General features: G+C 72.9%; 11 protein-coding genes. 5 read left to right on the top strand and 6 right to left on the bottom strand.

What is annotated here, in order from left to right; genetic code table 11:
* Positions 1–3: 3 nt before the first annotated feature.
* The 4 genes from POL25_RS18360 to POL25_RS18375 form a co-directional block, all read right to left on the bottom strand.
* Positions 4–732 carry a hypothetical protein gene (locus POL25_RS18360; protein WP_272087381.1) on the bottom strand — a complete coding sequence of 243 codons (729 nt, stop codon included), beginning with the start codon at positions 730–732 and terminating at the stop codon, positions 4–6.
* Between the two features lie 60 nt (positions 733–792).
* The gene (locus tag POL25_RS18365; RefSeq protein WP_272087382.1) at positions 793–3,411 is read right to left on the bottom strand and encodes a TonB-dependent receptor domain-containing protein; all 2,619 of its coding nucleotides are present in this window, start codon (positions 3,409–3,411) and stop codon (positions 793–795) included.
* A 219-nt stretch (positions 3,412–3,630) separates the two neighbouring features.
* The gene (locus POL25_RS18370; protein ID WP_272087383.1) at positions 3,631–5,064 is read right to left on the bottom strand and encodes a hypothetical protein; all 1,434 of its coding nucleotides are present in this window, start codon (positions 5,062–5,064) and stop codon (positions 3,631–3,633) included.
* A gap of 160 nt (positions 5,065–5,224) precedes the next feature.
* Complete coding sequence (locus POL25_RS18375; protein ID WP_272087384.1) at positions 5,225–6,928, bottom strand: serine/threonine protein kinase; 1,704 nt, start codon at positions 6,926–6,928, stop codon at positions 5,225–5,227.
* Positions 6,929–7,499: 571 nt separating this feature from the next.
* Here POL25_RS18375 and POL25_RS18380 point away from each other — a divergent pair.
* Entirely contained in the window at positions 7,500–8,390 is an 891-nt protein-coding gene (locus POL25_RS18380; protein ID WP_272087385.1) for a hypothetical protein, read from the top strand.
* A 307-nt stretch (positions 8,391–8,697) separates the two neighbouring features.
* On the opposite strand, the gene POL25_RS18385 is transcribed toward POL25_RS18380, so the two are convergent.
* Positions 8,698–10,203, bottom strand: a complete 1,506-nt coding sequence (locus POL25_RS18385; RefSeq protein WP_272087386.1) for a gamma-glutamyltransferase family protein — start codon at positions 10,201–10,203, stop codon at positions 8,698–8,700.
* A 151-nt stretch (positions 10,204–10,354) separates the two neighbouring features.
* On the opposite strand from POL25_RS18385, the gene mtnP reads away from it, so the two are divergent.
* Together mtnP and POL25_RS18395 are read left to right on the top strand one after the other, a co-directional pair.
* The gene (mtnP, locus tag POL25_RS18390; RefSeq protein ID WP_272087387.1) at positions 10,355–11,275 is read left to right on the top strand and encodes an S-methyl-5'-thioadenosine phosphorylase; all 921 of its coding nucleotides are present in this window, start codon (positions 10,355–10,357) and stop codon (positions 11,273–11,275) included.
* An 89-nt stretch (positions 11,276–11,364) separates the two neighbouring features.
* Positions 11,365–12,306 (top strand): PfkB family carbohydrate kinase, encoded by a 942-nt coding sequence (locus tag POL25_RS18395; RefSeq protein ID WP_272087388.1) that lies wholly within the window; start codon positions 11,365–11,367, stop codon positions 12,304–12,306.
* 343 nt (positions 12,307–12,649) lie between these two features.
* Here POL25_RS18395 and POL25_RS18400 read toward each other — a convergent pair whose 3' ends face one another.
* Positions 12,650–13,204, bottom strand: a complete 555-nt coding sequence (locus POL25_RS18400) for a YaeQ family protein (RefSeq protein ID WP_272087389.1) — start codon at positions 13,202–13,204, stop codon at positions 12,650–12,652.
* Positions 13,205–13,396: 192 nt separating this feature from the next.
* On the opposite strand from POL25_RS18400, the gene POL25_RS18405 reads away from it, so the two are divergent.
* Positions 13,397–19,132 (top strand): AAA family ATPase, encoded by a 5,736-nt coding sequence (locus POL25_RS18405; RefSeq protein WP_272087390.1) that lies wholly within the window; start codon positions 13,397–13,399, stop codon positions 19,130–19,132.
* Positions 19,129–19,539: a response regulator gene (locus tag POL25_RS18410; RefSeq protein ID WP_272087391.1), complete on the top strand. Its 411-nt coding sequence runs from the start codon at positions 19,129–19,131 to the stop codon at positions 19,537–19,539. The genes POL25_RS18405 and POL25_RS18410 overlap by 4 nt, the downstream gene beginning before the upstream one ends.
* The last annotated feature ends 27 nt before the right edge of the window (positions 19,540–19,566 follow it).

Raw genomic sequence — 19,566 nt, forward strand, 5'->3', positions numbered from 1 at the left:
GGGTCACTCCTCGGCGGTCCAGGCCAGCCGCGGCGGGACGGCGATCATGGCGAAGCGCACGGCCGCCAGGGCGTCGGCGGCGGGCGAGGCCGGGTCTTCGGCGGCGAGGGCGTTGAGGTCGTGCGGGCCGGGGCCGAGCGCCGCGAGCTCGTCGAACTCGACGCCGGCCCACCAGGCGGCGCCGTCGACGGTGACCTCGAGCGCGCCGCCAGGGTCGAGCTCGAACGGGCCGATCCGCAGGCCCTCGAGGGTGCGGCTGCCGCGGAGCACGGGGGCGACGTCGAGGTCGGCGGTGAACTCGAAGGACATGTCCCCGGAGACAGCCGTGCCGGCGAACCGCGCCGCGCGCCCGCCGGGGGCGCCCTCCTGCGCGCGCGGCTTGGCCTGCGTCTTGAGCCAGGTGACGCCGTAGTCGAGCATGGCCGAGCGGACCTGGCCGGGCAGGACCTCGAGCTCGCCGAGCGGCTGCGGCTGGGGGTCGAGCAGGTCGACGGCGGCGACGGCGGCGAACTCGGCGGCCGCGGTGGCGCACAGCTCGGAGGACGCGGCCGCGGTGGCGCACAGGTAGAGCGGGCCGAGGCCGAGCTCGGCGCGCGTGAGGGTGACGGTCCAGGCGCCCACGGTCAGCTCGGTCGCGGCCCCGCGCGCCCGCAGCGGGGCCCGAAAGGCCGGCTCGCCGGTGGCGCCGCAGGCGGCGCAGAGCAGCAGGAGGATGGCTGGTCGAAGGGACATGCGCGAAAGGACCGGTGACGAGGGACAGGTGTGAGAGGACAGGTCCGAAGAGGCAGGTGGCTAGAAGTGGAGGGTGAGGGTGCCCATGACGCTGAGCGGGGGGCCGGCGGCGAAGTGGCGGGCAGGCAGGAGGGAGGGGATCGGGCGGGTGCCCCAGTCGGAGACGAAGTTGTACTCGGTGGCGGCCCAGCGGCGGGCGAGCAGGTTGAAGACCTCGACGCCGACTTCGACGACCCTCCAGCGGACGGCGGCGCTGGCGTCGAGGAGGTGGACGGGGTCGGCGAACTGTCCGTAAGGCAAGGGCCGCGGGGACAGGTAGGAGTAGCCGAGGCCGACGCGCAGGCCGAGCGGGTGGCCCCCGAGCTCCACGAGGTCCTTGTCGATGCCGATGTCGCCGCGCACGACCACCGGCGGGACGTAGGGCAGCAGCTGGCCGGGGACGTAAGGCGGCGAGGGGTTCTCGGCGGTGGCCGGCGGCGGGGCGCGCAGGACGGCGTGCACGTAGGTGACGCTGCCGGCGGCGACCAGCCATGGGAGAGGGCGGGCGATCAACTGGAGGGCGGCGCCGGCCCGGCGGGTGGGGCCGACTTTCTCGAGCCGGCCCTCCTCGGGATCGAAGGCGAGGTCCTGGGCGAGGAAGGTGGCGAAGCCGGCGGCGCTGAGCTGGAGGCGACCGCCGAGCGGGCTCATGCGCACGCCACCCTCGGTGCTGTGGACCTTGGCGAACGGGGCCCGCTCGCCCTCGTCGAGCTGGCGCGCCTGCGGCGAGCGGTAGCCCTGGCCGTAGGCGGCGAACAAGCTGACCCAAGGGACAGGCGCGACCTCGAGGCTGACGCGCGGGCCGGCGGCCACGCCGGTGGCGGTGCGGCGGTGACCGACGAGGTGGCTCTCGATCTGGTAGGGGGCGATGAAGTTGCCGAGGCGATCGTCGATGTCGTAGTGGAGGACGTCGGCCCGGCCGCCGCCGCGCAGGCGCACGCGCTTGCCGAAGCGGAGGTCGAGGTCGCCGTAGAGGCCGACGTCGCTGGCGAGCACGGTGGCGTCGACGCGGCGGTCCCAGGTCTCGTTCTGCGGGGCCTGCAGCAGGTTCTGGGCCTGCTGGATGTTGTGAATCCGGGCCGAGGCGCCGACCTCGAAGGCGGCGTGGAACCACGGGGCGGGGCGCCAGCCGGCTGTCCGATGGGACAGGCGCATGCCGCCGCCGAAGTCGCGGTTCTGCTGCTCGATGAGGTCGCCGCGGCCGACCCACATCGGCATGACGACGCCGCGCTGGGTGTAGCCGGTGAAGTTCTCGCGGCTGTGAAAGTCGACGAGGGCGGTCCACACGGCCATGCGCGTGACGGCCCCGCGCTCGCCGCGGCGCTCGAGCTCGAGCGAGAGGTGGCCGCGCGCGGCGGAGGCGGACTGACTGTTGGCGGAGGGGTCGCCGTAGCTGTCGTAAAAGCCGACGTCGCCGGCGGCGACGTCGTCGCGGCGGAGGACCCCGGCGAGGCCGGCCCGCGCGGCGTAGGCGGCGACGTGGACCTTGCCGCGCCAGCCACCGGCGGCCGAGAAGGCGAACTGGCCCATGGCCATGCCCGAGAGGCCGCCGCGGTTGATGCCGAAGCCGCGGGTGCGGCGGACGGCGGCGGCGGCGAAGGTCTCGTCCTCCTGACCCTTGGGGGCCCACAGCACGAGCTGGCGGAAGGTGGCGAAGGAGCCGCCGGTGCTGCGCAGCTGGACGCCGCGGCGGGGGACGGCGAGGTCGAAGTCGATGCTGCCGGCGACGGCGAAGTCGCCCTGCCGCGGGTCGTAGACGCCCTCGGTGACGCGGATCGATCGCACGGTCTCGGGCACGATCCAGTTGAGGTCGGCGTAGCCCTGGCCGTGCAGGTGCGAGACCTGGTTGAGCGGCAAGGCGCCGGCGGTGATCTCGATGTCCTGACCGTGCGCCGCGTTGAAGCCGCGCAGGGTGATCTCGTGGGCGACGGCCTCGCCCTCGGCGCGGGCGACGTAGACGCCAGGGGCGCTGCTCAGCATGTCGGCGGCGCTCTGCCGCGGCGGGGCGGCGAGGATGTCGCGCTCGACGACAAAGTCGCTGGCGGCCCGCGGCGGAGGCCGGCGGCTGCGAGCGGCGACGTCGAGGACGGGCTCGCTATCGCTGGGGGCGCCCGGCGGGGTGGTCGAAGGGGCAGGTGAGGTGGTCGAAGGGACAGGTTGCTTCGGGGTGGCCGAAGGGGCAGGTTGGCTGTCCGAAGAGGCAGGTTGCGCGGGGCTGTCCGAGGGGGCAGGTGATGGGTCCGAAGGAGCAGGTTGAGCGGGGCTGTCCGAAGGAGCAGGTTCGACGTCCGCGGGCTGGACCGGGGGGGCGAAGCTGAAGGGGACGCGGATCTTGACGGCCACCGGGAGGTCGCCGCGGCGCGCCGGCTCGAACCGCCACTGCTTGACGGCGGCCACGGCGGCGTCGTCGAAGGCGGCCCCGCCGCTCTTGAGCACCTCGGTGGCGCCGACCCGGCCGTCGGCCTCGACGGTGACGGCGAGCTCGACGGCGACGGTGTCGCTGCGCGCCTCGGCGAGCGGGTAGACGGCGTCGACGCGGTGCCGCGGGCTCGGCGGGACGACGGCAGGCGCGGCCCACCCCGGAGCGGCCCACAGGCACGCCGCGAGGCAGGCGCAGAGGGTGACGCGAGCGCGTGACACCGGGATCGAACGGTTAAGAGATCGAGGCCGAGGCCGTCAAGCGAGCGGGCCGCTCCCGCACTCGAGTCGCTGTTGTCAGCCGACTGCAATTGCAATGCGAGTGCATGTGCGGATTGTGCGCGAAGTGGCTTCGGGCGGCCCCAGGCGGCGCGCACGGGCGCCAGGGGACTTACGCGGCGAGACCGTGGGCGGCGAACGGGCCGTCCGGTCGGAGTTAGGTCACGGGTCCGGAGGCCGGTCGCCGCCAGCGACGTCGGGCGCGCCGGCGGTGGCGGGCCGCGCATCGCCGTCGATGTCGGTCTGCGGGTCGCCCGGCTGCCAGCGGGCGCGGCCGGCGAGCGCGCCGCCGTCGCCCGCGAGGTGGAGCAGGCCGGCGTCCCAGCCGGCGAAGATCGGCGAGACCTCGTTGGCCTGGATCAAGTGGGTGTTCTTGTCGGGGTTGGCGAACGGCCCGAGGGTCACGACCGAGTCGCGGATGTCGACGGCGCTGGGGACACAATCGAAGGTGTCGACGAGGACGTGGCTGAGGAGGGCGGAGTTGCGGGCGACGAGGGTGGCGGTGCCGTCGAGGCAGGTGAAGAGGCCGAACATGTGCTGGGTGATGTCGCCGAGCGTGGTGTAGACGAGGTCGGCCGCGGCGGCGCTGCCGATCGCCAGCGCCGGGCCCATGTTGAGGTGGGCGACGAGGCTGTTCTCGAGCCGCAAGGTGCCGCCGTCCTCGACGAGCATGCCCTCGAGGTTGAGCCGGAGCTCGCTGCGGCGCAGCACGACGTCGCAGTCGGACACGGCGACGGCGCGGCCGGTGAAGCCGAGGATGGCGGAGTCGTCGAGCCAAAGATCGGCGGCGGCGCTGCAGCGGACGGCGGCGCTGCCCTGGCCGCCCTCGATCACGATCTGCGAGAGATAGAGCTCGCTGTCGATCGGCGGGCGAGCGAGGCCGAGGCGGATCACGGGGTCGGCGTCGACGGTGAACACGACGCCAGGCCCGCCGAGCACGGCGATCCGGCGCCCGCCTTCGCTCACCTCGATGCCGGCCTGGTAGAGGCCGGGGGCGAGGTGGAACACGAGGTGGGTGGTGTCGAAGAACTGGCCGTGCGCCTGGGCGACCGAGCAGCACGGCTGGGCGAACGAGCACGGCTGATCGCTGCAGGCGCTGCTCGGGTCGACGTAGGCGTGCGAGGTGGCTTCGTCCGGGAAGCAGAGGCCGTCGTCGAGCTCGCAGGCGGTCTCGGGGCATTCGGCGTGCTCGCGGCAGCCGCGGCAGACGTGGTCCACCGGGTCGCACACGCGGCCGCCGCAGGTGGCGCTGTCGATGCACTCGACGCACTGGCCGGCGTGACACTGCAGGCCGGGCTCGCAGTCGACGTCGCCCTGGCAGGGACAGATGTCGAGGGTGCAGGGCTCGAGGGTGGTGCTGGTGCCGGTCGGCGGCTCGGTGGCGACGCCGGTGGTGGTAGTGGTGGTGGTGTCGGTGTCGGCCTCGCCGGTGGTCGGCTCGACGGCGGTGGTGCCGGGCTCGGTGGCGGTGGCCGGCGGCTCGGTGGTGTCGCCGCTGGTCGGCCCGGCGGTGCCCGGGTCGCTGCCGGTGGGGCTGAAGCAGGCGGTCAGGAGGAGGGCTGAACCGAAGGACAGGTAGGATGTCTTCACGGTCATGCTCTTGAGGACAGGGTCATCGGGTCATGGATCGAGGGACAGGCGAGGCAAGCCGCGTCGACGGCACGGCGCCGGTCGCGGCAGCGCGAAGCGACGAAGGTGAGGCGTGGCCGAGCGCGAGCATGCCGGCATGCCTCGGCGTCAGCGCGAGAGGGCAAGCTCACAGGTCGATCTTGAGGCCGAGCTTGAGCTGGGGAGCGAACTTGGTCGCCTTGACGGCGGCGGCGAGGCACTTGCCGAGGGCGTCCTGCTGCGAGGGCACGGCGCGGGTGACCGAGCCGTCGCTGCCGGTGGCGTAGTCGACGGTGATCTTGGGGCCCTTGACCGCCTTGTGGGTCTTGCGGCAGCCGTCGGCGGCGCGCCGCAGCCTGGCGACGGGGTCCTGCGGCTTGTCGGCGGGCTTGTCGCCGGCCTTGACGACAGGGTCCTTCTTCTTGCCCTTGAGGTCGTCGACCTTGGGCTCGCCCTCGCTGTCCGCAGGGACAGGTTCGACGTCGGGGGCGGTGGCCGAGATGTCCGAAGGGACAGGCTCGATCTTCGGCTGGGCCGGCGGCTGGACCGGCAGGTCGGGCGGCTTGATCGTTTCGAGCTTGGCCGGCGGAGGCGCGACCACCGGGTCGGTCGCGGCGGGCGGATCGCCGCCGCGGTTGAACAGGACCACCAGCAGCACGGCGACGGCGGCGGCGCCGGCGAGCAGCGGCATGAGCAGCCGGGAGCGCGCAGGCGAGGGGGATGCGTCGGCGGCGTCGAGGTGAATCTCGACGGTGGCGGCCGGCGGGCGCGGGTTGTCGAGGCCGGTGCGAGCCGCGAGGCGCGGCAGACCGCCGGCCGGGGTCGACGGCGCGAGCACCGTCTTCTGCGCCGAGCGCGAGGCGGCGGCGCTCTGCAGCGTCGACTCGGGGCCGGGGTGATTGGGGGCCGAGTCGTTGAGGCCGCCGGTGACCGGCGCGGCCATCGGCAGCGGGCCGGTGCCGGGACGCTGGGCGAAGCTGTGGGCCGCCAACAGGTCGTGGAGGAACGCCTCGATGTCCTCCATCGTCTGCGGGCGGGCGTCGCGGTCCTTGGCCAGCATGCGCAGGACGAAGGCGTCGAGCTCGGGCGGCACGCCGGCGTCGGGGCTGATGGCGAGGATCGTCGGCGGCGGCACGTTGCAGTGCTGCATCGCCACCTGGATCGGCTCGCCGACGAACGGCATGCGCCCGGCCAGCGCCTCGAAGAACAGCACGCCGAGCGAGTAGATGTCGGTGCGCGCGTCGAGGGCCTGGGCCAGGATCTGCTCGGGCGACATGTAGAACGGGGTGCCGAGGGCGGCGCCCGTGCTGGTCAGCGCGGCGTGGTGGGCGGTCTTGGCGATGCCGAAGTCGAGCAGCTTGACCATCTCGCCGCCGCCGCGCTTGAGGGTGAGAAACACGTTCGAGGGCTTGAGGTCGCGGTGGATCATGCCGGCGGCGTGCACGGCCGACATGGCGCTGGCGACCTGCTCCATCCACAGGGCGATCTGCTGCCAGCTGAGCGGCTTCTTGGCCCGCTCGAGCAGGCGCGACTCGAGGTCCTTGCCGACCAGCATCTCCATGGCGAAGAACACCACGCCGGAGTCGACGTCCTCGCCGAGGTGGTAGATGTCGACGACGTGCTCGTGGTGGATCTGCGCGATGGCCTGGGCCTCGCGCAGGAATCGCTCGACGCAGTCCTTGTCCTCGGTGAGCTCGGGGAGCAGGACCTTGAGGGCGCAGCGGCGACGCAGGCGCAGCTCGTCCGCGACGTAGACCCGGCCCATGCCGCCCTCGCCGAGCAGTCGCTCGACCTGGAAGCGTCCCTCGAGCACGGTTCCGACGATCGGGTCCTGCTGGGCCTCGATTGGCATGCGTAGACTGGCTTACCTACACCAGCCGTGGCCGATCTGCACGCTAGAACGGAGTCCGCTTCTGGAGCGAGGCGCAGAACGGGCGCGCCGGCGTCAGCGGGCGGATCTGCGCTGAAACGGCGCCTGCGGGGGCGCTGCAGCGAATCGTCCGCGGCGCGGGACGAGCCGGCGTGCGGGCCTCGAGCGGCCGGTGGGTGTGCGGGATCCTCCTCCCGCGACGCGGTGCGAAGGCCGTCCAGGCGCGTGGCTGCAGGGCGCCAGCGACCGCCGCGCCGGCGTCACGGGCCGCAGCGATCCGCGGGCGAAGCACGGGCGCGCCGAGCTCGAGGGCATGGCACAGGCCAGGCGCGAGCGGATCGGGCGGGTCGAGGTGATGTACACTCCCGCCGGTTTCTCCCCGGATGCCGCTTCGCCCGCAACCCGCTCGCCGCCGTCGTCCACGGCCGCGGCGGCCCCCTTCGGCCCCGCTCGCAGCCCGGCGGCGCTCTCGTTGCCACGTGTCGTCCGGCTCGCGGCGGCGCGGCTGACCGGACCGTTCCGACATGTCCTTTCGGACACCTCCCCCCACGCCATGAAGCACGCCACGCGTCCCTCCCGCGTCCTGTCCCTCGTCACCGCGCTGGCCCTGCTGGCGCCGCCGCCGGCGCTGGCGGCCCCGGCCCAGGACGCCAAGGCGCTGGCGGCCTTCGAGTCCGGGTTCAACGAGGGGCAGGCGAAGTTCGACCGCGGCGAGCATCTCGAGGCGGCGCGCACGTGGATCGCGGCCGCGGCCAACCTCAAGGAGACGAACGCCCACCGCGACAACCGCACGGCGGTCTACGAGTACGTGGTCGACGCGTTCACCCGCGGGCTGCAGGGCGAGACCCAGCCGGAGGCGCTGCGCGAGGCGGCCCAGGCGCTCGACGCCTACTGCGACGGCTTCACGCGCGCGTACGGGACCGAGACGCCGCTGAGCCCCAAGATCGTGGCGGCGCGCGACGAGTTCAAGCAGCGGCTCGCCAACGCCGAGGCCGCGGCGGCCGCTGCGGCGGCGCCGGTCGATCCGACGCCGGAGGGGCCCGAGGACCTGCCGCCGCCGCCGCCGCCGGACGAGACGCGGGGAGCGGGGAAGCCGTGGAAGGGCCTGGCGATCGGCGGCGGGGTGATGATCGGCCTCGGGGTCGGCGCGGCGGTGGTGGCCGGGTTCGGGGCGGCGCGCGGCAAGTCGCTGGCGAAGGAGGTCGACGATCCGGCCAACATGTGTGTGATCGCGATGCCGTCGCCGTCGTGCCAGGACCTGCTGGACCGCGGCAAGGCGGCCAACGCGATGGGCGTCGCCGGGGTGGTGCTGGCCCCGCTGCTGCTCGGCGCGGGCGTGGCCCTGCTGGCCGTCGGGCTGAAGCGCCGCTCGCGGGCGAACACCGCGTTCGCGCCGGCGCTCGCGCCGGGGTTCGCGGGGCTGAGCCTGCGCGGGTCGTTCTGAGGCGGTCTGGAGGGGCATGTCTGGAGGGGCATGTCCCCAGGGGCATGTCTGCGGGGACATGTCTCAGAAGGGGCATGTCTGATGGGACATGTTCCAGAGGAACAGCAGCGGGCGTCACGCCTGGCGGCGCCATCGCGTCACGCGTGGAGCGCGGGCGCCATCGCGTAGAGCGGCCTTCGGGGAGCGCCGGAGCTGTTCACAGGGACATGCTCGATCGAGCATGCCCTGGCGGGCATGTCTGAACAGACATGTCCTGGCGGACATGTCTGAACGGCCATGTCCTGGCGGACATGCCCGTTCGGGCAGCTCACTCGCCGCCGAGGCAGACGCCGTCGCGGCGGGGGTCGCCGAAGCCGACCAGGCGGCCGTCCCGGGTGCGCTGGACGGTGTGCACGCCGCCGAAGAACATGTTGAGCTCGGGCCAGGCGGTGGTGCGGGCGAACAGGCCGGCGAGGGCCTCGGCGGCGGCGGGCGAGAAGCCGGCCTCGAAGCTGACGTGGTCGTCCTCGACGTGGATCCGCGGGGCGGCGATCGCCTCGGCCAGCGGCATGCCGAAGTCGAGCACGTTGGAGACGACCTGCAGGACGGCGGTGCGGATCCGCTTGGAGCCGCCGCTGCCGCACACGAGCAGGCTGCCGTCGTCGCCGACGATCGCGGTCGGCGACATCATCGACGCCAGCCGCTGGTCGAGCGGCCAGGCGTGCGGGCCGGGCGGGTTCACGTCGTCCTCGCCGAGCATGTTGTTGAGCATCATGCCGGTGCCGGGCACGATCTCGCCGCAGCCCTCGCCGTTGCTGACGGTCACCGAAGCGGCGTTGCCGGCGGCGTCGATGACGCTGATGTGGGTGGTGCCGCGGCTGCGCAGCGGGCCGGCCAGGGCGGCGGCGTGGGCCGCCAGCAGGTCGCCGCCGAGCCAGACCGCCTCGATGCCCTCGCGCGGCGGGCCGGCGGCCGCGCGGGCGCGCACGGTCTCGGCCTGGACGCGGGCCAGCAGGGCCGCGTGCTCGGCTGTCTGAAAGCCCATGGCCTTCGGGTCATGTCCCGAGAGCAAGGCGAGGGCAAAGGCGATCATCAGCCCGCCGGCGGCCGGCGGCGGGTTGGTCAGCAGGGTGGCGTCGCGGTAGCGCAGGCGCAGCGGGGCGCGGGCCTGGACGCGGTAGGCGGCGAGGTCGTCGGCGGTGAGGTGACCGCCGGCCTCGCGGTTCTGGCGGACGATCGCGGCGGCGACGTCGCCGCGGTAGAACAGGTCCTCGCCCTCGCGCGCGAGCTGCTCGAGCATGTCCCCGAGGACAGGATTGAAGAGGCGCGCGCCGGCCTTGGGCGGCGCCGGGGCGCCGCTCAGCGTGGCCGTGGGGTCGCCGAAGATCGCGCGCGCGGCCGGCTGCTCGAGGTAGATCGGCGCGACCAGCGTCATGAGGTACGCCATGAACGGCGACACGGCGATGCCGTCGCGGGCAGCCTGCACGGCCGGGGCGGTGATGACGGGCATCGGCAGGCGCGCGAGCTCGCGGTGGACCGCGAACATGCCGGCGACGAGGCCCGGCGTGGCGGCGCAGCCGACCCCGACGTGGAACGCCTGCTGCGCGGTGCCCCAGTCGGTGACCACCTCGCGCGCGCACGCCTCGGCCTGCGGCCGGCGCACCCGCGGGGTGTGCACGAAGGCGTCGTAGAGCCGCGGCTCCTGGCCGGCCGGGAGCGCGAGGATGAAGCCGCCGCCGCCGGGCGAGGCGAGCACCGGCTCGGCGACGCAGGCGGCCATCAGCGCCGCGAGCACGGCGTCGAACGCGTTGCCACCGGCCGCGAGCGCGTGCATCGCGGCCGCGGCGGTGACGGGGTGACCGGCAGCGACGCAGCCGCGGCGGTCGTGATGGATCTCGGGTGGCGTGTCCGGTGTGTAACGTGCGTGAGGGGTCGCGCGCAACGGCGCTTGGCGCGTCGGGTAGGCGTCGGTATCCTCGCCGCCGATGTCGACCCCGCATCCTGCTTCGCCCGAGGCCCGTGATCGTCTGGTGTTGGGAGTGGTCGGTGGCTCGGGGCTCTACGAGATCGAGGGGCTGCAGGAGGTCGAGCAGATCGCGCTCGAGACGCCGTTCGGACGACCGTCCGACTCCTACACCGTGGGGCTGCTGCCGCGGGACGGCGGGCTGCCGCCGGTGCGCGCGGTGTTCTTGCCGCGGCACGGGCGCGGGCACCTGTTGCTGCCGTCCGAGATCAACTTCCGCGCCAACGTCCACGGCTTCAAGCAGCTCGGCGTGACCCACCTGCTCAGCGTGTCGGCGGTCGGGTCGCTGCGCGAGGACATCGCCCCCGGCGACGTCGTCATCGCCGATCAGTTCATCGATCGCACGGCCGGTCGGGCCCAGACCTTCTTCGGCGGCGGGCTGGTCGCGCACGTGCAGATGGGCGACCCGGTCGACCCCGGCTTCTCGCGGCGGGTCGCCGGCGCGGCCGCGGCCGAGGGCGCGCGAGTCCACGAAGGCGGCACCTGCATCGTCATGGAGGGCCCGGCTTTCTCGACCCGCGCCGAGTCCAACCTGTACCGCTCGTGGGGCGCGCACGTGATCGGCATGACTGCGCTGCCGGAGGCCAAGCTGGCCCGCGAGGCCGAGATCGCCTACGCCGTGGTCGCGCTGGCCACCGACTACGACTGCTGGCACGAGGTCGAGGTCAGCGTCGAGGCCGTGATCGCGGTGGTCAAGGCCAACGTGGCGCTGTCGCGGCGGATCATCCGCCGCCTCGCGGCCGGGCTGCCCGAGGCCACCGCCGAGCTGCCGTACCCGCGCGCGCTGCAGTTCGCGACGATCACCGATCCGGCGCGCATTCCGGCCGAGGCGCGCAGGCGGCTCGACCTGATCGCCGGCCACGTGCTGCCGCCGTCCGAATGAGATGTCCCGTGGGACATGCGCCGATGGCCATGTCCCGCAGCGCCTGTCCCTACAGGCATGTCTGAACGAACAGGAACGAAGAGAGAGCCATGACCGTGCAAAAGCCCCACCTCGTCGTCGTCGGCAGCGTCGCCATCGACTGGATCATCACGCCCCGCGCCGAGCGGCCGGAGAGCGTCGGCGGGTCGGCGACCTTCTTCGCGATGGCGGCGTCGTACCTGGCGCAGGTGCGGCTGGTGGGCGTGGTCGGGCGCGACTTCCCCGACTACGCGGTGGCCGACCTCAAGGCCGCGGGCGTCGACGTGTCCGGCCTCGAGATCGTGCAGGACGGGCTGACCTTCCGCTGGAAGGGCCAGTACCACGAGAACATGAACGACCGGACCACGCTCGAGACGCACCTCAACGTGTTCGAGAAGTTCCAGCCGAACCTGCCGGCCGAGTTCCGCGGCAGCGAGTACCTGTTCCTGGCCAACATCCAGCCGCGGCTGCAGAGCGACGTGTTCGCGCAGATGCAGCGGCCGCGCCTGGTCGGCCTCGACACCATGAACCTGTGGATCTCGATCGCCAACGACGACCTCAAGGCGGTGCTGAAGGACGTCGACGTGCTGACGCTCAACGACGAGGAGGCCCGCCAGCTCAGCGGCGAGCACAACATCGTCAAGGCGGCCCGCGCGATCCGGGCCCTCGGCCCGCGCAACGTCGTCATCAAGCGCGGCGAGTACGGCGCGCTGCTGTTCGACGCCGACGGCGAGATGTTCTCGGCCCCGGCGCTGCCGCTCGAGGACGTGGTCGACCCGACCGGCGCCGGCGACAGCTTCGCCGGCGGCTTCATGGGCTGGCTGGCCCGCCCCGGCGTCGAGCCGAACGGCGCGTCGCTGCGCACCGCGATGATCTACGGCTCGGTGATGGCGTCGTTCTGCGTCGAGGGCTTCTCCTACGACCGCCTCAAGGGCCTCGACCAGGCGACCATCCAGAAGCGGTTCGAGACGTTCGCGGCACTGACAAACTTCGCCCGCGCGAGCCTGACCTGAGCTGGAGCGTCGGTCCGCGAATTGCCGACTGCGCCTCGCGGGGGGTCCGGGGAAGGGGCGGCCGCGAGTTAACCGGCAGGATGGCTGCTCGCTCCTCGCGCCGTCCTGCCTCTAATTCGCGTCCGCCCCTTCCCCGGACCCCTGGCACGGCTACAGCCGTGAGGAGCCGCCGCGCCGAGTTCGGCTTCGATGGGGAGCCTGATCTTTGCAGCAGGACGTCGGCGTCGATGCGACGGCCAGGTCTGGCCGGCGCATCGACGCTTTCTCGCGTCCTCGCCCGGCGTGGCCCAGTCCGCGGTGCGGCCGATCTGTCGCGCGTGGCGCTGCCCTGCGGCTGCGCGGATCAGGCCGTGACCAGCGAGTCGCGGGTGATCGCGCCCTCGACGGTGTCGCCGCCGATCGAGACGTAGAGCCGGCCGTCGGTGCGCACGAGCTCGAGCTTGGCCTTGCGGTCGAGCCGGGCCTCGAGGGCGTCGAGGAAGGCGGGCTCGAGCAGCCACACGGCGATCGTGTCGGCCTTGTGGATCGCGCCGCCGGCGGCGTCGCGGCGCAATTGCGTGAGCGAGGCGGCGGTGAACAGCGAGACCTGGCGCGCGGCCTTGGTGGCCTTGTGGAGGCGCTCGGCGGCGGGGGTGCCGACGTCGATCCACTCGAGCAGGATGCCGGTCGGATCGCGGATGGCGATCGGCGGGTCGTCGGTCGAGGCGATGCCGTCCTTGCTGAACGCGATGCCCTCGGCGTGGCTCAGGCAGTAGGCGATCGTCCGCGTCCACATGAAGCGCGGGCTCTCCGACGGGTGCCGGGCGATCCGCAGGTCGAGGTCCTCGTAGACGCCGCGGTCGATGTCCGAGAGGTTGATGTGCAGGTTGTAGAGCGTCGCGGTCAACGCCATGCGCATGACTACCACGGATGGTGGCGCCGCCGCCGGGCCGCCGGGCGTTCGGCGTGCGAGGGCTGGCGTCGAAGGTCGCGGGCGGGCCGCTCGGCGGTGCACGGGCCCGACGAGCCCTTCGGCGCAGCACGCGGACGGGCGGGAGGCGAAGCCCGAGCGGAGCCTTGACGGACCGAGCCGCGGGTCTCCTCGGGTCCGGTGGCCTTCGATCCGCGGCCGCGCCACGCTGCTCGCATGGGCGACGCAGGGACAGCGGACCCAGCCAAGTACCTCGTCACCGGGCTGCTCCGCGAGAGCTCCGGCGCCTGCATCTACCGCGCGGTTCGAGTCGAGGACGATCGCGCGGTGGTCATCAAGACGGTCGACCCGCGGCTCTGTCCGGCGCGGGAGCTCGAGCGGCTGCGGGCGGAGTACGAGCTCGGGCGCGCGCTGGACCTCGCGGTCACTGTCAAGCCGATCGCGCTCGACACCTATCGCGGGCTGCCGGCGCTGGTGCTCGAGCACTTCGACGGGGTGTTCCTCGAGCAGCTGCTGACGACAGAGCCGCTGGCGATCGAGCGCTTCCTGACGCTGGCGATCGCCATCGCCGGCGCGGTCGAGGCGCTGCACCGGCGCGACGTGGTCCACATGGATCTCCGGCCGGACAACATCGTGGTCGATCCGGAGCGCGGCGAGGTCAAGCTCGCCAACCTGGGGAGCCCCGGTACGCTGCAGGACGCCTCGCGGCCGGCGCAGAGCCCCGGGATCCCGACCGAATCACTGGCGTACATGTCGCCCGAGCAGACCGGGCGGCTGAACCGCCCGCTCGACTGCCGCACCGACCTTTATTCGCTGGGCGTCACGTTCTATCGGATGCTGACGGGGCGCCTACCGTTCCGCGCCCGCGATCCGCTCGAGTGGGTGCACTGCCACCTGGCGCGACGGGTGACGCCGCCGGCGTCGCTGCGGCCGGCGGTGCCGGCGGCGGTGTCGGCGATCGTGGTCAAGCTGCTGGCCAAGGTGGCGGAGGACCGCTACCAGAGCGCGCGCGGGCTCCGTTGCGATCTCGAGCGGTGCCTGGCCGAGTGGCGGGAGCACGGGCGCGTCGAGGCGTTCCCGCTCGGCGAAGATGACCTGTCCGAACGGCCATCCGAGCCGCAGGAGCTGGTCGGCCGCGAGCGCGAGCTGGCCGCCCTGACCGGCGCGTTCGAGGCGATGCTCGAGACCGGCGCGCCGGGGCTGGTGTGCGTGTCGGGTTATTCGGGGATCGGCAAGTCGTCGCTGGTCCACCGGCTGCGGCGGCCGATCGCGCAGGCGCGCGGCTATTTTCTCGCCGGCAAGTTCGATCAGTACCAGCGCGGCATCCCGTACGCGACGATCTCACAGGCGTTCCGCGGGCTGGTTCACGACATCCTCGCCGAGCCGGAGGCGCGGGTGGGCGAGTGGCGCGCACGACTGACGGCGGCGCTCGGGCTGAACGCGCGGCTGTGCGTCGACATCATCCCGGAGCTGGCGCTCATCGTCGGCGAGCAGCCGCCGGTGTCGGAGCTGTCGGGGACGGAGGCGCAGCTCCGGTTTCACCGCGTGTTCCGACAATTCGTCGCGGTGTTCGCGGCCCGGGAGCATCCGGTGGCGCTGTTCCTCGACGACCTGCAGTGGGTCGATCCGGCCAGCCTCGCGCTGCTCGTCGATCTGATCACGCACCCCGACGTGCACCACTTCTTGTGGATCGCGGCGTACCGCGACAACGAGGTGACGACCGGGCACCCGTTGCTGGCGGCGCTGGACGAGGTGCGAGCGGCGAAGGTGCCGGTCCGCGTCATCGAGCTCGCTCCGCTGACCGAAGAGAACGTCGTAGCGATCGTCAGCGCGACCTTCGGCGGCCGCGTGCGCGGGGCGGAGGACCTGGCGCGGCTCGTGCACGACAAGACCGGCGGCAACCCGTTCTTCGCCTTGCAGTTCCTGAGCATGCTGCACCGGGAGGGGCTGGTCGCGCTCGACCTGTCCTCGGGGACATGGTCCGGAGACCTGCCGCGGATCCGCGCCAAGACCTCGACGAGCAACGTCGCCGAGCTGGTGGTGGGCAACCTGCAGCAGCTGTCCGCGTCGGCGCAGGAGGCCCTCGAGCTCGCCGCGTGCCTCGGCGGCGTGACCGAGGTCGAGCTGCTCGCGGCGCTCGGCGGGCGGTCCGCGGAGGCGGTGCAGGGCGACCTGAAGGCGGCGGTCCGCGCGGGCCTGATGCTGCGCGACGGCGACGCCTACAAGTTCGCGCACGACCGGGTGCAGGAGGCGGCGTTCTCCCTCATGCCGGCGCACGAGCGGGCGGCGGTGCACCTGCGGGTCGGGCGGCTGCTGCTGGATCGCCTGTCGCACGAGCAGCTGGAGGCGCGGGTGTTCGAGGTCGCCGGTCACTTCGAGCGCGGCGGGCACCTGCTCGACGGCGCGGAGGAGCGGGTTCGGGTCGCCGAGGTCCAGCTGGCGGCCGGGCGCAAGGCGAGGGCCTCGACCGCCTACGCGGCGGCCGTGCGCTACTTCTCGGCGGGGATCGAGCTGCTCGGGCCGGAGGCGTGGGCCGAGCAGCACGCGCTGGCGTTCGCGCTGGGGTTCGGCCAGGCCGAATGTGAGTACCTGCAGGGCCGATTCGAAGCGGCGGAGGAGCGATTCGCGGCGCTGTTCGAGCGCGCCCGCACGCGCGGCGAACGGGCGGAGATCCGGCGGGTGGAGGTCGATCTTTTCACCAGCCGGCAGGAGCTGCGCACGGCGGTCGAGCGCGGGCTCGACGGCCTGCGACTGCTCGGCGTCGAGGTGGCGCCGCACCCGACGCGGGCGCAGGTGCTGGCCGAGGTGCAGGCGATCTGGGACGCCATGGGCGAGCGACGGATCGAGGACCTGATCGATCTGCCGCCGCTCACGGACCCGGACATGCGCGCGGCGCTGGCGATCCTCGCGGTGCTGTTCGCGCCGACGCTCAACACCGATCCCCATCTGCCGGCGCTCTGTTACTGCCGCATGGTCGAGATCAGCCTCCGCCACGGCAACGGCGACGGCTCCGCGCTCGGCTACGCGTACTTCGGGATGGTGCTGGGCCCGGCGTTCGGCCGCTATCACGCGGGCTATCGCTTCGGCGAGCTCGGGTACGCGCTGGCCGAGCGCAGCGGGGTGATGGCGTACCGCGCCAAGCTTCACTTTATCTTCGGCGATTGCATCCGCTTCTGGACGCGACACCTGCGGGGCGCGCTCCGCTACCTCGAGATCGCGTTCCAGTCGGCGCGCGAGACCGGCGACCTCACCTTCGCCTGCTACTGCTGCAATCACTACGTGACCGACCTGCTGGTCCTCGGCGAGCCGCTCGATCAGGTCGAGCGCGAGACGGAGCGGCGGCTGAAGTTCACGCGCGACGCCAGGTTCGCCGGCTCGTCGCAGGTGCTGATCGGGATCCAGCGGCTGGTCCGCAACCTCCAGGGGCGGACGTCGAGCCCGGCGAGCTTCGGCGACGAGGCGTTCGACGACGTGGCCTATCAGGCGATGATCGACGATTCGCCGTGGCGGGTGGTCGCGTGCTGGTATGCCATCCAGAAGCTGCAGGCGCGGTTCTTGTGGGGTGACCACGCGGGGGCGCTGGCGGCGGGCGATCGCGCGGCGCCGCTGCTGTGGTGCTCGCTGGCGCATATCCAGGAGCCGGAGTACTGGTATTATTATGCGCTGGCGCTGGCGGCTTCGGTGTCGGGCGGGACGCCGCAGCGGCAGCAGGAGGCGCTCACGGTGCTCGCGCGGCACGAGGCGAAGCTGGCCGGGTGGGCGGCAGCGGGTCCGGAGAACTTCGGCCACAAGCACGCGCTGGTGGCCGCCGAGATCGCCCGACTCGAGGGCCGGGACCACGACGCGCTGGCTTGCTACGACCGCGCGATCGCGGGGGCGCGCGCGCACGGCTTCGTCAACAATCAGGCGGTCGGCGACGAGCTGCTGGCCGGCTTCTACCGCGAGCGCGGGCTGGCGGCGCTGGCGGTGACGCACTTGCGGGCCGCCCGGGCCGGCTACGCGCGGTGGGGGGCGCACGGCAAGGTCCGCCAGCTCGACGCGCAGGATCCGGGCGCGATCGACGTCGGCCAGCGCCGCGGCGGATTCGGCGACACGGTCACGGCGGAGCACATCGATCTGCTGGCGGTGGCCCAGGCGTCGCAGTCGATCTCCAGCGAGATGGTGGAGGAGAAGCTGCTCCGCCGGCTGCTCGCGGTGGTGCTCGAGCAGAGCGGGGCGCGTACGGCCCACCTGATCGCGGTCCGGCACGGCGAGCTGACGCTGACGGCGAGCGCGACGCTCGACGAGTCAGGGATGCGCGCCGATCTGCGACCGCGAGGCCCCGGCGAGCTGGGTCGCGTGGTGCCGTCGTCGATCGTGCAGTACGTCCACCGCACCGGCGAGCAGGTGCTCCTCGACGACGCGCGCGCCGACCCGGGTCGATTTGGCCGCGACGAGTACGTGGCGCAAGCGCAGCCGCGCTCGCTGCTGTGCTTCCCCATCCGCCGCCGCGGGGCGGTGCAGGATGTCCTCTGTCTCGAGAACAGCCTGGTCCCGAGCGCGTTCCGCCGCGAGCAGCTGACGGTGCTGGAGCTGCTCGCGGCCCAGGCGGCCATCTCGCTGGAGAACGCGACGCTGCTGGCCCAGGAGCAGGCGGCCCGCCAGGCGGCCGAGGCGGACCAGCGGCGCGCGACGTTCCTCGGCGACGCGAGCAAGCTGCTCGGCGAGTCGCTCGATCACGAGGAGGTGCTGCATCGATTGGCCGATATGTGCGTGCGATCGTTCGCCGACTGGTGCGTCATCGATGTCGTCGAGGACGGCGCGATCCGCCGCTTGACGTGGCCGCCGGCCGATCCGGCGCAGGCGGCCCTGCTGGCCGAATTGCGCTCGCGCTACCCGCCGGGCATGCATTCGCCGCACCCGTCCGCGCACGCGATCCGTACCGGCGAGGCGCTCCGCCTCGAGAGGAGCGAGGAGACGCTGACGCGCTACTGCGTCGACGCGGGCCACGCCCGGATCCTGCGCGAGCTCGGGGTCGAGTCGGCGATCGTCGCGCCGCTGACGGTGGGCTCGCGGATCGTCGGCGCCATCACGCTCGCCTCGGCTCGGCCGGGCTTCCGCTACGCGCCCGCGGACCTCGAGCTGCTGATCGAGCTGGCCCGGCGCGCGGCGATCGCGATCGACAACGCCCGGCTGTATCGCCAGACCCAGGCGGCGCTGCGGCTGCGCGACGAGTTCCTGTCGGTCGCCTCGCACGAGCTGCGCACGCCGATGACATCGCTGACGCTCGCGCTGCAGACGCTCGCCAGGCGGACGCCGGCCGGCACGCCGCTCGATCCGCAGGTGGCGGGCAAGCTGATCGACCTGGCCATCCGGCAGTCGGGGCGGATGAACCGTCTGATCGGCGACCTCCTCGATGTCTCGCGCATCGAGACCTGGCAGCTGGCGCTGGCGCTGGCGGAGGTCGAGCTGTGCGGCCTGGTGCGCGAGGTCGTGGCCCGGTTCCAGCCCGACCTGGTGCGCGCCCGGAGTGCCGCGAAGATCCGCGCCGAGGGGCCGGTGATCGGCCGCTGGGACCGTTCGCGGATCGAGCAGGTCATCTCCAACATTTTGGCCAACGCGGCCAAGTTCGGGGCCGGCGCGCCGATCGAGATCGCGGTCGAGCGGGTCGACGATGTCGCGCGGGTGACGGTCCGCGACCACGGGATCGGCATCGAACCGGACCGCATGCCGCGGATCTTCGAGCGCTTCGAACGCGGCGTGTCGGCCCAGAACTACGGCGGACTGGGGCTGGGGCTGTACATCGCCCGGAGGATCGTCGAGGGTCACGGCGGCTCGCTGCGCGCCACCAGCACGCCGGGCGAGGGCTCGACCTTCACGCTCGAGCTGCCGTGCGAGCGGTCGCCGGGCGCGGCGGAGGGGGGCCTCGCGGCATGACGGACGGCGATCAAGCGGGCGGCCTGGTGCTGGTCGTCGACGACGATCTGGACGTGTGCGAGACGCTGCAGACGGTGCTCGAGGTGTCGGGCTATCGGGTGGTGGCCGCGAGCAACGGCCGCGAAGCGTTGATGACGCTGCGCAGCGGGGTCCGCCCCTGCCTGGTGCTGCTCGACCTGATGATGCCGGTGATGAACGGGATCGAGTTCCGCGCCGAGCAACGCGGCGATCCGAAGCTCGCGGAGGTGCCGGTGGTGGTGGTGTCGGGCGATCACGGCGTGGCCGAGAAGGCGACGGCGATGGGCCTCGAAGGGTTGAGCAAGCCGATCGACATCGACGACCTGCTGCAGGTGGTGGGCCGCTTCTGCGGGCCCCCGGCGTGCACGTGCGGAGGGGCCGGGGAGTAGCTGATTCGCGCGCTTGACAACTAATAA

Origin of the sequence: Nannocystis bainbridge (assembly GCF_028368995.1) — a bacterium.
Classification (GTDB): domain Bacteria; phylum Myxococcota_A; class Polyangia; order Nannocystales; family Nannocystaceae; genus Nannocystis; species Nannocystis bainbridge.